The sequence below is a fragment of the Pseudobacillus badius genome (assembly GCF_002189605.1).
Taxonomy (GTDB): Bacteria; Bacillota; Bacilli; order Bacillales; family Domibacillaceae; genus Pseudobacillus; species Pseudobacillus badius.
This window is the reverse complement of the sequence record NZ_MWMM01000003.1, coordinates 144,355-159,903: the sequence shown is the minus strand read 5'-3', so window position 1 is coordinate 159,903 and position 15,549 is coordinate 144,355. Positions and strand designations below refer to the sequence as shown.

Annotated in this window: 16 protein-coding genes; 7 read left to right on the top strand and 9 right to left on the bottom strand. The window is 44.8% G+C overall.

The annotated features are described in order from the left end of the window. Positions 1-128: 128 nt before the first annotated feature. Together B1A98_RS07050 and B1A98_RS07045 are read right to left on the bottom strand one after the other, a co-directional pair. Entirely contained in the window at positions 129-413 is a 285-nt protein-coding gene (locus B1A98_RS07050; RefSeq protein WP_041113433.1) for a hypothetical protein, read from the bottom strand. A gap of 14 nt (positions 414-427) precedes the next feature. After that, a complete protein-coding gene (locus tag B1A98_RS07045; protein ID WP_041095728.1) occupies positions 428-1,648 on the bottom strand; it encodes an MFS transporter in 1,221 nt (406 codons plus the stop codon). A 192-nt stretch (positions 1,649-1,840) separates the two neighbouring features. Here B1A98_RS07045 and B1A98_RS07040 point away from each other — a divergent pair, with 192 nt between their 5' ends. The 5 genes from B1A98_RS07040 to cysC are packed head-to-tail and all read left to right on the top strand — an operon-like array spanning position 1,841 to position 5,642. Further along, a complete protein-coding gene (locus tag B1A98_RS07040) occupies positions 1,841-2,611 on the top strand; it encodes a phosphosulfolactate synthase (protein ID WP_041094914.1) in 771 nt (256 codons plus the stop codon). Beyond that, positions 2,593-3,099, top strand: a complete 507-nt coding sequence (locus tag B1A98_RS07035) for a histidine phosphatase family protein (protein ID WP_082821717.1) — start codon at positions 2,593-2,595, stop codon at positions 3,097-3,099. Before B1A98_RS07040 ends, B1A98_RS07035 begins: the two co-directional genes overlap by 19 nt. Before the next feature lie 31 nt (positions 3,100-3,130). Continuing rightward, on the top strand, positions 3,131-3,856 hold the full coding sequence (locus B1A98_RS07030) for a phosphoadenylyl-sulfate reductase (RefSeq protein ID WP_063384732.1): 726 nt from the start codon (positions 3,131-3,133) through the stop codon (positions 3,854-3,856). Between the two features lie 25 nt (positions 3,857-3,881). Next, positions 3,882-5,030, top strand: coding sequence for a sulfate adenylyltransferase (sat, locus tag B1A98_RS07025; RefSeq protein ID WP_063384733.1), 1,149 nt, complete (start codon positions 3,882-3,884; stop codon positions 5,028-5,030). A gap of 12 nt (positions 5,031-5,042) precedes the next feature. Further along, entirely contained in the window at positions 5,043-5,642 is a 600-nt protein-coding gene (gene cysC, locus B1A98_RS07020) for an adenylyl-sulfate kinase (protein WP_063384734.1), read from the top strand. 13 nt (positions 5,643-5,655) lie between these two features. Here cysC and B1A98_RS07015 read toward each other — a convergent pair whose 3' ends face one another. The 5 genes from B1A98_RS07015 to B1A98_RS06995 all read right to left on the bottom strand — a co-directional run bounded on the left by B1A98_RS07015 (position 5,656) and on the right by B1A98_RS06995 (position 11,074). Next, positions 5,656-6,273 (bottom strand): YitT family protein, encoded by a 618-nt coding sequence (locus B1A98_RS07015; protein WP_041094904.1) that lies wholly within the window; start codon positions 6,271-6,273, stop codon positions 5,656-5,658. A gap of 208 nt (positions 6,274-6,481) precedes the next feature. Next, complete coding sequence (locus tag B1A98_RS07010; RefSeq protein WP_063384735.1) at positions 6,482-8,488, bottom strand: ABC transporter permease; 2,007 nt, start codon at positions 8,486-8,488, stop codon at positions 6,482-6,484. Continuing rightward, on the bottom strand, positions 8,478-9,245 hold the full coding sequence (locus B1A98_RS07005; RefSeq protein WP_063384736.1) for an ABC transporter ATP-binding protein: 768 nt from the start codon (positions 9,243-9,245) through the stop codon (positions 8,478-8,480). Before B1A98_RS07005 ends, B1A98_RS07010 begins: the two co-directional genes overlap by 11 nt. 150 nt (positions 9,246-9,395) lie before the next feature. After that, positions 9,396-10,412, bottom strand: coding sequence for a sensor histidine kinase (locus tag B1A98_RS07000; RefSeq protein ID WP_063384737.1), 1,017 nt, complete (start codon positions 10,410-10,412; stop codon positions 9,396-9,398). Further along, positions 10,409-11,074, bottom strand: a complete 666-nt coding sequence (locus B1A98_RS06995) for a response regulator transcription factor (RefSeq protein WP_063384877.1) — start codon at positions 11,072-11,074, stop codon at positions 10,409-10,411. Before B1A98_RS06995 ends, B1A98_RS07000 begins: the two co-directional genes overlap by 4 nt. Before the next feature lie 199 nt (positions 11,075-11,273). Here B1A98_RS06995 and B1A98_RS06990 point away from each other — a divergent pair, with 199 nt between their 5' ends. Both B1A98_RS06990 and B1A98_RS06985 read left to right on the top strand, forming a co-directional pair. After that, positions 11,274-11,453: a hypothetical protein gene (locus B1A98_RS06990; protein ID WP_041094896.1), complete on the top strand. Its 180-nt coding sequence runs from the start codon at positions 11,274-11,276 to the stop codon at positions 11,451-11,453. A gap of 440 nt (positions 11,454-11,893) precedes the next feature. Beyond that, complete coding sequence (locus tag B1A98_RS06985) at positions 11,894-13,237, top strand: hemolysin family protein (protein ID WP_063384738.1); 1,344 nt, start codon at positions 11,894-11,896, stop codon at positions 13,235-13,237. 67 nt (positions 13,238-13,304) lie between these two features. On the opposite strand, the gene B1A98_RS06980 is transcribed toward B1A98_RS06985, so the two are convergent. Further along, complete coding sequence (locus B1A98_RS06980) at positions 13,305-14,300, bottom strand: alpha-ketoacid dehydrogenase subunit beta (RefSeq protein WP_063384739.1); 996 nt, start codon at positions 14,298-14,300, stop codon at positions 13,305-13,307. Further along, positions 14,301-15,362, bottom strand: a complete 1,062-nt coding sequence (pdhA, locus tag B1A98_RS06975; RefSeq protein ID WP_063384878.1) for a pyruvate dehydrogenase (acetyl-transferring) E1 component subunit alpha — start codon at positions 15,360-15,362, stop codon at positions 14,301-14,303. Positions 15,363-15,549 lie beyond the last annotated feature (187 nt).

Below are 15,549 nucleotides of genomic sequence, written 5' to 3'. Positions count from 1 at the left end.
AAGGGAAGCGGATAAGCCATTTTTGAAAGAAAAAGGAAAACCGATAAAGGTTATCAGGGGAATGAAAAGATGAACAATGTTTTTGGGGGAATGAGAAAAGCCCGGCCTAAAAGCCGGACTTGAGGAGTTTATTGGTTGTTGTTTGTTCCGTTCAGATCGATTTTTTTGCATCCTACATATAAGCAGGATAAAACGTCCAGGTTCGGGTTTGCTTTAGACAATCCTTTAATATAAGGAGTAACCAAATCTTTGAAATCTGCGCCTACTTCTTCTTCTTCAAGAATGCCATACACATACAGCTTTTTTTCATCGAATAAAAGGGCCAGATTTCCAACGGCTTTATTATTAGGGTCCACTACATTTAACACTTGAAACTGAGGAGTCATCACCTCAGGTGAAAAGTATATTTGCAATCTGATCTGCTCCTTTACGTAAATTGAAGTTTTTTAAACAATGTGTCGCTTTCCTCGGAAGGCTCTTTTTTACTTACTTTAATAAGGACAAGGCATAAGAGGGCAGCGAGCAAGGTTAAGCCGGCAGTTGTCAAAAACATGCCTGTCCGCGACCAAACCATTAACGCACTGTAAACGGGCGGGCCGATGGCTACCCCTAAGAACCGGACTGATCCGTACAGAGAGGTGACAAATCCCCTGCGGTCAGAAGGAACCGACCCGGTAATAAAACTGTTAATACACGGAAGAACAAGTCCGGTGCCGATGCTGCTGATGACGAGAACGGCAAAAAAGGGAACAAGGCTTTTAAAGAACACCAAGGCCGAAAAAGAAAGGGTCATTAAAAGCAAACCGATGACAATCAACGATTTCATCAGGCCCATTTTTTTGCCGATTTTGCTGCCTGTGATATAAGAAGTAGTTGTCATGAAGAGCAAAGGAATGGCCAAGATGCCTCCTTTTAGCACTCCATCTATCTTGTAGGTCTTCTCAAGAATATCGGAAATGTAAAATAAAATTCCAAATAGAGTAAACAAACAAATAGCTCCCGTTAAATAGGCGGCAAATAGCCAGCGCCCTTCCGTTTTAAAAACAGACACCAGGCCCTTTATATATTGGCCAACGGGCGGCGGTTCTTTTTTTGTTTTCTTTTCTTTAATAAAGAAAATCGTCAGCAAGATCGAGATAAAGCAAAAAATCGGGAAAACAAAAAATGCTGCGTACCAAAAGAGCAGCGCCACAAGAGAGCCGATAATCGGACTGATGACTTTTCCGAAGCCATTGGAAGCTTCAACCAGTCCAAGCACTTTGCTTTGTTCTCCTCCTTTAAATAAGTCCCCCGTCAATGCCATAGCGATCGGCGCAGTGCCGGCAGCGCCAATTCCTTGCATGACCCTTCCGGCAAGAATCCATGTATAAGCGTTAGAGAACCAGGCGGCAGCCATTCCTGCCAAAAGCCCTCCCACTCCATACAGAATAAGAGCCGGAATAATGACGGCTTTCCTTGAGAAGCGGTCGGATAAGTAGCCTAGTATAGGAATCGATAAAGCGGCAGCGATCGAAAATACCGAGATAATCAAGCTTACTTGAAATTGAGTGATATGGAGCTCTGTTTTCATTTTTGGGAGAACGGGAATCAGCATGGAATTTCCCAAGACCAGAATAAGCGGAATGGAGCCGATCGCAAAAATAGTCATGCCTTTTCGTTTCTGCTTTGGCAATGATGTACACCCCTGACTGTTAAGAATATATGCCTTTCTATTGTTTGGATGCCGCTTCATCTTTATGCAGGATAATCGTCTAATTTCCGTGGGGAAAAGCCCATTATCTACACGTTTACCCAGTTTTTGAATAGTCTATCTTAGAAAAATAGAGGAGGCCCATTCCCTATGGAATTTTTAGAATTGCCGAAGAGAACGGCAGGAAACAGAACGTACGGCTTAACTTCAATTATTGATTTAGGCACCCCATTAGAAGAGCTGAAAAGCATTTTACATGATTACGCTCCCCTGATTGATATCGCTAAATTGGGCTTTGGCTCGGCTTACGTAACACCAAACTTAAAAAAGAAAGTCGACCTCTATAAACAGCATGACATCCATCCTTATTTTGGAGGCACGCTGTTTGAAAAGTGCTACTACCAGAATAAAATTCCGGAGTACTTGGCCAGTTTGCGCGATTTCGGCATTGATTACATTGAGGTCTCAAACGGGACGCTGAATATTCCATTGCAGGAACGGCTTGACCTTATTTCCCGAATAAAAAAAGATTTTCGCGTTATTGCAGAGGTGGGCTCTAAAGATTCCAGCCAGGAAATGGCTGTCTCACAATGGAAAGATGAAATGAAGCAATTGCTTGAGGCAGGCTGCCAATATGTGATTACAGAAGGAAGAGACTCCGGCACAGCGGGCATTTATGAGAAAAACGGCAATATTAAATGCAACTTGATCAGTGAATTAATCCAAGACATCGACAGCAAAAAAATCATTTTTGAGGCGCCTACTCCTAAGCATCAAATGTATTTTATTAAAGAGATTGGAGCAAATGTAAATTTAGGCAATGTGAAAATTAACGACGTGCTGGTTTTGGAAGCCCAACGGCGCGGGCTGAGAAGCGAGACTTTTTATTTGGAGGACAGTGAATGCAAATTACCCTTATAAGGCATTTGCCAACGGAATGGAACAAGCAGCAAAAGTTGCAAGGGAGAAGAGATATCGAACTTGCGCCATTAACGGAGGCTTCCTGGCAGGGCGTCCTGCAGAACAGGCTTCTGCTTGACAAATTAGCGCCATTTGATGAGGTGCTCGCCAGTACGATGAAGCGGACCCAACAAACTGCGCAAATTTATGGCTATCCATTTACAGTCGAGCCTTTGCTGGATGAATTAGATTTTGGGCCATTCGAAGGTCTTTCCAAGGAAAAGCTTTATGAATACTGTGGAAAGAAATGGATGGATCATCCGGAAGAATTAATCCTGGGAGAAAGCGTAGCAAATTTGAAAAGACGGATTGTTTTATTTTTGGAGAAGTACAGGGACCGGCAAAATATATTAGCATTCGGCCATGGCACCTGGATAAGAGCCGCGATCTCTTATTGCTATTGCGGGGATATCAATCATATGAACAAAATAACGAATGCGTCATTTTGAATTTTCATGTTTAGGCACAGCGGGGAAAGAAATGGGGGAAAAGCTGGTGGCAGAGCCGTTAACCTATGAAAAGTGGGACGACAAAAAGGCAAGAGAAGTGTTAGAAGGCCAGTCTGACTCTTTAGACGTGTTGAAGTGGGCTTTCCATGAATATGGGCAGGATATCGTCTATGCTTGCAGCTTTGGAGCGGAAGGAATCGTGTTGATCGATTTGATTGCCAAGGTAAACAAGCAGGCCGAAATTGTTTTTCTCGATACGGGGCTGCATTTTCCGGAAACATACGAGCTGATTGACAAGGTGCAGGAGCGTTATCCATCGCTTTTCATAAAGAAGGTGAAGCCGGCAATGACGGTGCAGGAGCAAGCCGAAGAGCACGGAGAAGAGTTATGGAAACGCGATCCTAACCTTTGCTGCCATTTGAGAAAGGTGGCTCCTCTGCAGGAGGCATTAAAGGATGCCAAAGCGTGGATTTCAGGGCTTCGAAGAGAGCAGTCTCCGTCCAGAAGTCATGTTGAGTATATCAATAAAGATGAAAAGTTTCATAAGATAAAGGTTTGTCCGCTTATTCACTGGACGTGGGAAGAGATTATGACCTATCTCCATGTTCATCAGCTGCCGTATAATCCGCTGCATGATAACGGGTTTCCAAGCATCGGATGCACACCGTGTACGGAGGCAATTTCAGGGAATGAAGGATCCCGGGCTGGCAGGTGGGCTGGGCGCCCGAAAACAGAATGCGGCCTTCATCAAGATTAAAAAGCAGGTATCGGAGGGAAGAAATGTGGGAGAACAAGCGCCGCATGGCGGCAAATTAGTCAACCGGGTGAACTTGCGCTGCCCGGTTGATGCTTCACTTCACGCTATTGAGTTGAGCCCTTTGGAGCTGAGTGATTTGGAGTTAATCGCAAATGGAGCCTACAGTCCGCTAGAGGGGTTTATGGGAAAGGCTGATTACGAAGCAGTTGTTGATCATATGCGGCTGGAGAACGGGACTCCCTGGTCATTGCCTATTACATTGGCCGTAGATGAACAGCGAGCGGTGCGGCTTAGACATGGAGAAACGGTCAACCTTGTTCATAAAGGCGCTATTTATGGTGTAATGACGGTAGAGGAGCTGTTTTTCCCGGATAAAAAAGCCGAAGCGGATAAGGTCTATCAAACGGCTGATTTGAATCATCCAGGAGTGAAAAAATTGTTTGCGCGGCCGGAAGTCTATGTAGCCGGTCCAATTACCCTTGTAAAAAGGCCGGAGAAAAGCAAATTTGCCCGCTATTATTTAGATCCTGCGGAAACGAGAAAGAAATTTCAAGAGCTTGGATGGGAAAGCATTGTTGGTTTTCAAACACGCAATCCTGTACATCGGGCCCACGAATATATCCAAAAAACGGCATTGGAAACAGTAGACGGCCTCTTTTTGAATCCTCTTGTCGGCGAAACGAAAGCGGACGATATTCCGAGTGAAATCCGCATGGAAAGCTATGAGGTGCTTTTGAACAATTATTATCCGAAAGACCGGGTGTTTCTAGCGGTTTTTCCAGCGGCCATGCGCTATGCTGGCCCGCGGGAAGCTATTTTTCACGCCATTGTCAGGAAAAACTTCGGCTGCACACATTTTATTGTCGGCCGGGATCATGCAGGCGTAGGCAGTTATTATGGCACGTATGATGCCCAAAAGATATTCAGTTATTTTGAAGAGGGAGAACTCGGGATTAAGCCGCTGTTTTTTGAGCATAGCTTCTATTGCAAAAAGTGTGCAAATATGGCATCGGAAAAAACGTGTCCTCATGGGAAAGAAGAGCATGTTATTCTCTCGGGAACGGCCGTCCGGCAAATGCTGAAAAATGGAGAGCATCCGCCCCAAGAGTTCAGCCGGCCGGAAGTGATTGATACCTTGATCAAAGGCATGAAGAAAGCTTATACAAAAATATAAAGGATGTAGAGTATGGGAAAAGCTGATCACATCACTTGGCATCATGCAGCAGTAACGAAAGAAAAGCGCCACCTTTTAAACGGGCATAAAAGCTGTGTGTTATGGTTTACCGGGCTATCAGGCTCTGGCAAATCAACGGTGGCCAATGCAGTGGATGAAGCGCTGTTTCAGCGGCAATGCCGCAGCTATGTGCTCGACGGGGACAATATCCGCCACGGATTAAATCAGGATTTAAGCTTCCAAGCAAGGGACCGGAAAGAAAACATCCGCCGAATAGGAGAAGTGGCAAAGCTGTTTGTCGATAGCGGCCACATTGTTTCTTCTGCTTTTATCTCGCCTTTCCGAGAGGACCGGCAGCTTGTCAGGAATATGTTTCAGCCAGGTGAATTTATTGAAGTGCATATCCATTGCCCCATTCACATTTGTGAGGCACGTGATCCGAAGGGGTTATATGAAAAGGCGAGAAAAGGAGTCATCCCTGATTTTACAGGCATTACTTCTCCCTATGAGCCTCCTGAGCATCCTGAGATTGTCATTGAGACGGATCAACTGTCCATTGAGCAAGCAGTGCAGAAAGTCATCACGTACTTAACAGAAAAGAAGATCCTGTAAGGCGGATCTTCTTTTATTTTCGTCTCCAATGGGGAGAGAGCACACTGACTTTCCGGAAGCGGAAGGCATAAATATAATCAATAATGCTAGTAGAGAAAAACTGGCAAATAACAGCATAAATCACAATTTTATAATCAATGATCAGGGAAGTGAGCAGAAAAATAAACAAATTAATGCCCATCATGACCTTCCCTGGACTCCAGTTTTTATAAGAGGCAATCATCAACGCCGGGATGACCATTCCTCCGCTTGAAGCTCCTACTCGAATCAGGAGACCGACGCCGATGCCGAAAAGAATACTGCCCGCTAACATATCGAAAAAAATGTGGACATGCACATGGGGAATTTGATACGTCAGAATACTGATCGTCGTGGAAGTCACTGCTACTGAGGTAATTGTCCGGAAAGTCCAGGTAAAGCCGAAATAATTCAATGCAAACAGCAAGAAAAATGCATTGGCCAGCCATAAAGAAAAGCCGAGGGGAAAATGGAACCAATGATTCATCAGGAGAGCCAGACCCGCAGCTCCGCCAGAGGGGATGGAGTGTGGAAACAAGAATAAAGACATGGCCATCCCTTGCAAGCAAGCACCGGCGAACAAGTAGAAGTAGATTAACAGCAGTTTTCTCATAAGGGTTCAAATAAATCCTTTACATTACTTTGTCTCATCTCCATATAGACTCCTCCCAAAAGACTTTCTCTCCTTGTCCATTTTATGAGAGGCGAAAAAGGAATATGTTTCATTCCGGAGATGCGGTTTTCCAGCCCCATGAAAAGACCATACAGCAAAAGGCGCCTCAATCGGACAAAGGGCATAGAGTCCAATCGAGGCACCTTGTTTATTTTACAATGCGCTTATAACCTGAATAGGTCGCCAGGAAGTAGCCGCCATACACGGTGATAATAATGAGCCCGGTTAACAGGGAGGACAGCAGAACATTTCCGCCTCCTGCAACCATAATCTCTTTATTCACCACTTGAACACCAAAAATGGAGTGGAGGACGGCCAGAGAAAGAGGCATCGTAAAATAAATGAAAATTTGTCTGAAGATCGCTTGGTTGATGCCTTTTTTCGTCACGCCGATTTTCTTCAATATCGTATACCTTTCGGCGTTGTCGCTTGCTTCCGAGAGCTGCTGCAAGGCAAGCACAGCGGCGCTGGAAATCAAGAAGATAATTCCAAGATAGATGCCGATGAAGACGGTAATGGCCGATGCGCCCGTATAGGTTTCATGTACCATTGTTTTCGTGGCGCCGCTTAATGTAAAGCCCTGTTCTTTTTGCAGCTGGCCGCGCATCGAGGCATTCAGCAGTTTGTACAGGTAATCATTTTTGGCACGCTCGCCGCCGTCATACTGGATATTTGTGATGGAATGGAGCGGCTTCATCGAGACAGCTGCTTGATCAGGCACCACCGCTGTTAAGAACTCCAATCCTTTAAAGTCCGTAGAGGACGCAAAATCAATCACATTTCCGGCAATAGAGTATGTTTGACCATTCAATTTAATTGTTTTCGTTTCCCGCGTGAAGCGCTTAAATGTGTCTTTGAAGGTGCTCCCGGCACTGGATAATAGGAGGACCTCATTGTCTTTTGTCTTCACCGGCTTTTTCCCTTGCATGGCGGCAATTGCTTCATAATCGGAACGGGCAATAGCCGTCACGTAAGTCTGATCAAAGTGGTCAACGAGCGGCTCGCTGCTTTTATCTTTGTAAGGAAGCAGAAGCGGCTTTAACGATTGATCCGTTTGATAGCGAGTGAAGCGGTACGTTTCTCCATAACTGTCTAAGTCCAGTCCCAGCTTCTGTTCAGCTTGGCGGATATCCTTGATGGGTGAGTTTTCTTCAATGAACAAGCCTACGCTGGCATCATAAGGTGTAGCGGCTTCTAAATCGCGGTTCATCGCATCCTTTAGGCTGAAGCCGCTGGAAAGGACGCCGATTGTGAAGAACAGCATTAAACAAATAATTGTCATGGACAAGAAGGTCGTATTGACTTTGCTGTTAATTTGCCGCAGCACAAAAATATTGATGTCTTTAAAGTAAATATTTTTGGACTGCTGGATAATATTTAAAGCGAACCCTGACAATGACATGAAAAACAGCAGGGTGCCAAACGAACCGAGTCCTACGCATGTCCAGACAAGCGCCGTGCTTTCCATCAAGCCGTATTTCAGCATGACTCCGTAAGCGATCCCCAAAATGAGGAGCGACAAAATAAACAGCATGACTGAAACAGCCGTTTTTCGCACCTTTAACTGCTCGTTTTTTCTTGCCGCTGTTAATAAATCGATTAATTTATATCTTGAGATGACAATGCTGTTAAACACCATGACCAGTAAATAAATGATGCCAAAGTAAAGAACGGTTTTCAGCATGGCATCATTCGAAAAAACGAACGCATAACCGGTAAAATCAACGTCAAACATGGAAGCTGTCAGCAGGGATAGCCCTTGCGAAATAAATACACCGGCCGCCAAGCCTGCCGCCAATGACAGAATGCCGACAACGAGAGTCTCCGTAACAAGGAGCCGGGAGATCTTATATTTGCCCATGCCGAGCGTCATATATAAGCCGAGCTCTTTCTTTCGCCGCTTGATTAAGAAATTATTGGCAAAGATGATCAAAAAGCCGAGAATAACAGAAACGAAAATGGAAACAAAGGAAAGCAGCTGCTTCAATGTTCTAATTATATCTGACTGGCTTGCCGATAAATCCTGCATCGCTTCCTGATCAGCCACTGAGTTAAAGCTGTAAAAAATACAAACCGCGAAGGTCAAGGTCAAAAAGTAAATGAAATAATCTTTAAAGCTTCGTTTAACGTTGCGAAGCGATAGCTTAAAAAACATTATTCGTGTCGCCTCCTAAAAGGGTGACTACTTCGATAATCCGGCTGAAAAACTCCTTGCGTGAATCAGTGCCTCTGATCAGCTCGTTAAAGACTTTGCCGTCTTTAATAAATAAAATGCGCTTGGCATAACTGGCTGTAAAAGCATCATGCGTGACCATTAGGATGGTCGCTTGCATTTCGTCATTCAGCTTCTCAAATGCATCCAGCAGAAGCCGGGAGGATTTTGAATCAAGCGCCCCGGTCGGCTCATCCGCCAGAATAATCGAGGGGTTAGTTACGATGGCTCGCGCGGAAGCAACGCGCTGTTTTTGGCCGCCTGACATTTGATAAGGAAATTTGTTTAATACAGAGGTGATTTCCAGCTTGGCCGCCGCTTTTTCTACAAGCTGCGTAATTTCCCTCGGGTTTCGTCCCTGAATGGTCAAGGCAATCGCAATATTTTCAAAACCGGTCAGCGTATCCAGCAGGTTGAAATCCTGGAAGATGAAGCCGAGCTCATCCCGCCGGAATTTCTCCAGCCTTCCCCCTTTTAACTGGGTGATGTCGGTGCCGTTAATTTGAATATTTCCAGTCGTTACATGATCGATGGTGGAAATACAGTTCAACAAGGTTGTTTTCCCGCTTCCGGACGGCCCCATAATACCGACAAACTCGCCTTTTTCGATTGAGAAGCTGATATTATCGATTGCTTTGGTCACATTCCCTTTATTGCCAAAGTATTTTTCAATTTGTTCAACTCTTAACACGGAATCCAATTTTGCCACGCTCCTTTGTATGATACGTTCAGTGTACCGCCTTTAAAGGGAGGGACATATTGCTTTTCGTTGCAGAAGCCTTACATTTTTGTAAGATTGGCAAAGAGCCGCTTGCCAATGGCTGATCACGCGGCTGGCAAGCGGCTTTTTTTATTGCTCAAGCAAAGTGACTTTGCTTTTTGGAAAGATGATCGTTACTTCTGTTCCAGCGTGTTTGACTGATTGGATATCGATTCCGAGATGAAGTTTATCGGCAAGCTGCTTGCATAAATACAGGCCAATGCCGGTCGATGCTTGGAAAGCTCGTCCGTTTTCTCCCGTAAAGCCCTTATCAAATACTCGCCGGATATCTTTTTCATCAATGCCGATCCCGTTATCAGCAATATGCAGCACGAGATTATGCTCATGCCTGCTTACAAAGATGCGAATGTGTTTCTTGTCGGCTTGACTGTATTTGATGCTGTTAATGATGAGTTGGTTAAGAATGAATTCCACCCATTTTTCATCGGAGTATACAACATCTTCAAACTCGGCCAATTCTAATTGAATTTTGTTATAAATAAAGGCTTTAGCATTTTTTTTCAAAACATTCGTCACACAGCTTCTCAGCTTAAATTCTTTCACGAGATAGTCTTTATCTGCGCTGCTGCTGCGAGCATAATACAGCGCTTGTTCAACGAGCCCTTCAATTTTGTTCAGTTCTTCGTATAACCCTTTTGCTACAGTGTTTTGCTGATTATCAATAATTAATTTGGCTGCGGCGATCGGAGTTTTAATTTCGTGAACCCATGTTTCCACATATTCGCGGTATTCTGTCTGCATCCGTTTGTGCTGATTGACGTGCTCGTGCATTTGCTTATTTGTCGACTGCAAAATCTCGTACATCATCTGTCCTTCCAAAAAATCAGGCGGCTCCACCATCTCTGTAAGCAAATATTGCTGATCAAGCAGCTGTGCATTCTTCACGAGCGGGTCATAATAATTTTTTCTTTGCCAGAATTCCAATGCATAGGAAGTAAAAAGGGGAGTAAACCAGCAAAGAAAAAGGAGGATAATCAGCCATGCAGGCACATGAATCACCCATAGAAAAACAGAGACAGCGAGGAACAGCAGGACATTCACAAATAAGAAAGCGGACCTTTCCTTTAAGTAGGCGCTTATCTTCATGATAAGATATACCCGAGACCCCGTCTCGTTTCAATCGGATTTTCCATACCGAGGCTTTCAATTTTTCGGCGCAGACGCGTTACATTCACGGACAAAGTATTGTCATCAACAAATAAATCGGAGGACCATAAGTGTTCCATTAGTTCTTCTCTGGAAACGATGCTGCCTTTCTTCACCATCAAATAATGAAGAATTTTAAATTCATTTTTCGTTAACTCCTGCTGCCCGCCTTTATAGGAGATGGTCCCATTCGCTAAGTGGAGCTTGAGTTCCCCTACTGTCAGGCTTAATGCCTCGGGCTGTTTATAAGCCCGTTTAAGAACGGCATCGATCCGGGCAAGAAGGATCTGTGTATGATAAGGCTTTGTCACAAAATCATCTGCGCCAAGATTCATGCTCATCAATTCATCCATTTCATTATTCCGGCTTGTGACGATAATAATTGGCACCTGAGATGATTTCCGGATTTCCCGGCAGATGAAATAGCCGTCGAATACCGGCAAATTAATATCGAGCAAAATTAAATGAATGTCCTCCTTTGTTGCATAAGAGAGAACATGCTGGAAATCATCGGGCGCTTCCACCTCATAGCCATAGGCTGTTAAAAAGTCTTTGAGCTCATTGCGCACCGTTTCTGCATCTTCTATAATCAAAATTTTCATTTTCTGCAAATTCACCGCTCCTTTACATGCGAGGCTGCCTATAGTTTACTTTTTCAAAAAAAAAAAGAAAAGCAGTATTTGGAAAAGATGCCGGCTTTGCCCGTAAAAGCTTGTAAAAAATGCTTGATTGTTTTAAGTGCAACTAACAAAAACTATACATGCTTGAAAAAGCAATTCAACAGAGGGCAGGTGGAAGTAGATGAAAAAGAACATTCAGCTATTACCTATTGTTGCTTCAATCGGCATCGGCGCCGTAGCTTACAGTATGATGACGGGCCGAAGCGGACAGCTTCCAAGCATGATTCCTCAGCTGACAGGCATGGGGGGCGGGGGAATGAATAATCAGCCCGCCCGGTCCGGACATCCATCCATGCGATAAATAAGAAGAGGGCGCCCTGGGTATTTATATCGGGCGCTCTCTTTCCACTACATCTGAAGTTGGCAAGAAATTCTCCAAAAAAAAGAGAAATGAACATAGCCGGCCCTAATAGAATAAAATGTAGCATCCATTCATTGCTTGCCTGTTATTATTGTTTGTTATTTTGTTTTCTAAATATTGACTGAAAAAGACCGATATCTTAAAGTAGAAGTATGTAAAAGTGAGGTGAGGATATTGGGAAGGCAGTAGAAAGAAATGTAAAAATGTTTGCAGGCAGTGCAGATCAGTTTATGGAAACAAACAACCAGACTGTTTTTTGTAAGCAAACAGGCCGGATCAAGCCTCAGCGCGCAAAAAAAAGGACGGTTGAATAGAAATATTCATTTTAACTTAACGGAGGTGTAATTCCTTACGGCACAATGTAGCCGCAAGGATCTTATTTGGACATATTAAACTTAATCATGGTTGCCTTTTTAATTGCATTAACCGGTTTCTTCGTAGCGACCGAGTTCGCAATTGTAAAGGTCAGAAGCACAAGGATTGATCAACTGGCAGCAGAGGGACGGGCAAATACAGAGGCTGCAAAGAAAGTAATTTCAAATCTTGATGAGTATTTATCGGCCTGTCAGCTAGGAATCACGGTGACGGCTCTTGGACTCGGCTGGCTTGGTGAGCCGACGGTGGAAAGCTTGCTTCATCCGCTGTTTGAGCGTCTGAATTTGGGAGATTCTGTTGTCAGCGTGCTGTCATTCTTGATCGCTTTTTCCACGGTTACTTTTTTGCACGTCGTTGTAGGTGAACTGGCGCCGAAAACGATTGCTATTCAAAAGGCAGAGCAAGTGACGCTGCTGGCTGCCAAACCAATGATTATTTTTTACCGACTAATGTATCCATTCATTAAATTGCTGAACGGGTCATCCACGCTGTTAATTAAATTATTCGGCTTTAAATCTGTGTCAGAAAGTGAAATGGCGCATACCGAAGAAGAACTGCGGATGATCTTGTCAGAAAGCTTAAAGAGCGGAGAAATTAACCAATCGGAATATAAATATGTGAACAATATTTTTGAATTTGATGATCGTCTGGCGAAAGAAATCATGGTGCCGCGTACAGAAGTAACAGCATTTGATAAGTCGCACACCGTAGAGCAATGTATTGAGGTAGCTATGGAGGAAAATTACACCCGCTACCCGATTGCAGATGGCGATAAGGACCGCATCATCGGCATGGTGAATATGAAGGAAGTCTTAACAGACTATATTCGGGATGAAACAAAGAAGAATGTGACGATCGACCATTATATTCGCCCGGTTATTCAAGTCATCGAGTCTATTGCGATTCATGATTTGCTTGTAAAAATGCAAAAGGAACGCATTCAAATGGCGATCCTGATTGATGAATACGGCGGTACGGCCGGACTTGTCACGACAGAAGATATTCTTGAGGAAATCGTCGGGGAAATTCGCGATGAGTTTGATCAGGATGAAACACCAATGATTAAACGAATCAATGATCACCAAACGATGCTTGATGGGAAGGTGCTGCTGAGCGAAGTCAACGACTTGTTTGGAACGGATATTGATGAGGAAGATGTTGATACGATCGGCGGATGGATTTTAACGGAGAAGTTTGAGGTCCAGGAAGGTGACACGATCGAACGGGACGGTTTCACATTTAAGGTTGTGGAGCTGGACGGCTACCACATCAAATTTGTTGAAGTGACAAAAGAAGTTCCTGAAATCCCGCCAGTGATCGGAGAAATCGAGGCTGTCAAAGAAGCCTGATTCAAGAATAGACCAAAAGCCTGATTCGCTTGATGCGGATCAGGCTTTTTTTGATAGGGGCCTGTTTTTAAAAGTGAACTACTTTACGGATAGCAGCTTTAACACGGGACGGGGTCGGCAGGTAATGCTCTTCTAACGCCCAAAATGGAACATGAACATCGGCGCCGGTGACGCGCTCGATCGGCGCCCGCATATAGAGAAAGGAGGTATCGTTAATAATAGAAAGGATATCATTACTTAAGCCGCCGGTAGCATGTGCTTCGTGAACAATGACACAGCGGCCTGTTTTTTGAACGGATTCTGCAATAATGTCCTTATCAAGAGGATACAGCGTGCGTAAATCAATCACGTCACAGGTAATGCCCGCTTTGGCAGCTTCTGCTGCTGCTTTCATTACGACCGGCATCATCGCTCCCCAGGCGATCAGTGTGACATCCTCTCCTTCCTGAACTCTTTGGCCTTTGCCGATTTCCACTGTATATTTCTCCTCCGGCACGTCGCCGCGAATGGAACGGTAGGAATGCAGAGGCTCGAGGAACAGGACCGGATCAGGATCTTCCACGGCTGCTATGAGCAATCCCTTCGCATCATAGGGAGTGGAAGGACAGACCACTTTTATTCCCGGCATATGTGTAAATAACGCTTCTGCGCTGTCTGAGTGGATTTCCGGCGCGCGGACGCCAGCTCCGTAGGGCGCGCGAATGACTAGGGGAACAGTGAAAACCCCTTTGGAGCGATAGCGCATTCGTGTAGCATGAGTCATAATTTGTTCGTATGCCGGGTAAATAAATCCTAAAAATTGAATCTCAGCAATTGGGAGCAGCCCGTTCAAGGCCATGCCGATGGAGGCGCCCATCAATCCTGATTCACTTAACGGCGTATCAAAAACTCTCTTCTCTCCAAACTCCTCCTGCAGTCCGTCCGTTGCCCGAAAGACACCGCCATTCTTTCCGACATCTTCTCCAAGGATAACCACTTCTTTTCGCTCCTTGAGCATAGTGCGCATTCCGTCTGTAATCGCTTGAATGAATGTTAATTGTCTTGATTTCACGGTTGTTAACATTTATTCTTCCTCCTGTAAATGCTTAAGATATTGCTGTTTATGCTCCGCAATGGTCCAGGTAGGTGTTGCAAATATAAAATCGTACATGTCATTTATATCTGGCGGCGGCATCGATTCCATTTCCTTTACAGCCTCTTCGATCTCTTCAGCAGCTTCGGCCTGTACGCTATCCATCCAAGCATCATCTCCATAACCGTTACGTTTGATAAAATGCTCAAGCCGCGTAACGGGGTCGTATTCCCGCCGTTCTTCACTTTCTTGCTGATCGCGATACTTGCTTGGATCATCAGCGGTTGTATGGGCGCCATACCGCCATGTAATTGCTTCAATCAACGTAGGTCCTCCGCCATTGCGGGCCCGCTCCAGTGCCTTTTTTGTCTGAAAGTACACGGCAAATATATCGTTTCCATCGAGCCGAACGCCTGGAATATCATAAGCCACGGCTTTTTGGACGATCGTTTCCGAGTTCATTTGTTTATGAATGGGGAGGGAGATGGCATAGCCGTTGTTTTGGTTGAAGAAAACGACGGGAGCCTGATACACGCTTGCAAAATTTAAGCCTTCATGAAAGTCTCCCTCTGATGTAGCGCCATCGCCGAAATAGGCGATGACAGCTTCCGATGAACCTTTAAATTTAGCAGCCATTGCGGCTCCGGCTGCCAAGGGAAGCTGGGTGGCAATAGGGACTGAGGGCGGCAAAATCTTCTTTCCCGCCGGCGGCAGGTTCCCTTCCACGCGGCCATTCCAGGAAGAGAGGATACCGTACGATTTTCCGAAAGTGATGCTGGCGGCATGGTCGCGGTAAGTTGGAAACATCCAGTCGTCCGCTTCAAGAGCTAATGCGCTGCCGACTTGAGCAGCCTCCTGTCCTTCAAAAGGAGGATAAGTGCCTAACCGTCCCTGCCGCTGCAGGCTCTTTGCTTTACGATCCAATGTCCGCATGCGAACGAGCTGTCGATAGAACGTTTGGGCTAACTCTTCGTTGATGGCGCTTTCATAAACTGGATCGACCAGCTGGCCTTGATGGTTGATGACTTGCTGAACAGGGAAATGGACGTTGATTTTATGCTCGCTTAATAATGGGGTAGAGATCACTTTTGCTGCCAATTTAGCCACTCCTTTAATTGGTTTTTAAAAAACTGACTTTTCAATTTTTTATGATGTTTTACATCTTAATACAGAAAAAAATATCGCGCAAATACGTACATTAACGCGTTTTTTCTTTATGGCAGCAGTAGTTTACCCTATT

Bases quoted from the DNA above. Each gene is read 5' to 3' on its own strand.
- B1A98_RS07000 (WP_063384737.1), bottom strand. From the start codon at position 10,412: ATGAAGATAAGCGCCTACTTAAAGGAAAGGTCCGCTTTCTTATTTGTG.
- B1A98_RS07010 (WP_063384735.1), bottom strand. From the start codon at position 8,488: ATGTTTTTTAAGCTATCGCTTCGCAACGTTAAACGAAGCTTTAAAGAT.
- B1A98_RS06980 (WP_063384739.1), bottom strand. From the start codon at position 14,300: ATGTTAACAACCGTGAAATCAAGACAATTAACATTCATTCAAGCGATT.
- B1A98_RS07015 (WP_041094904.1), bottom strand. From the start codon at position 6,273: ATGAGAAAACTGCTGTTAATCTACTTCTACTTGTTCGCCGGTGCTTGC.
- B1A98_RS06995 (WP_063384877.1), bottom strand. From the start codon at position 11,074: ATGAAAATTTTGATTATAGAAGATGCAGAAACGGTGCGCAATGAGCTC.
- B1A98_RS07030 (WP_063384732.1), top strand. From the start codon at position 3,131: ATGGGGGAAAAGCTGGTGGCAGAGCCGTTAACCTATGAAAAGTGGGAC.
- cysC (WP_063384734.1), top strand. From the start codon at position 5,043: ATGGGAAAAGCTGATCACATCACTTGGCATCATGCAGCAGTAACGAAA.
- B1A98_RS06990 (WP_041094896.1), top strand. From the start codon at position 11,274: ATGAAAAAGAACATTCAGCTATTACCTATTGTTGCTTCAATCGGCATC.
- B1A98_RS07035 (WP_082821717.1), top strand. From the start codon at position 2,593: ATGCAAATTACCCTTATAAGGCATTTGCCAACGGAATGGAACAAGCAG.
- B1A98_RS07040 (WP_041094914.1), top strand. From the start codon at position 1,841: ATGGAATTTTTAGAATTGCCGAAGAGAACGGCAGGAAACAGAACGTAC.
- B1A98_RS07045 (WP_041095728.1), bottom strand. From the start codon at position 1,648: ATGACTATTTTTGCGATCGGCTCCATTCCGCTTATTCTGGTCTTGGGA.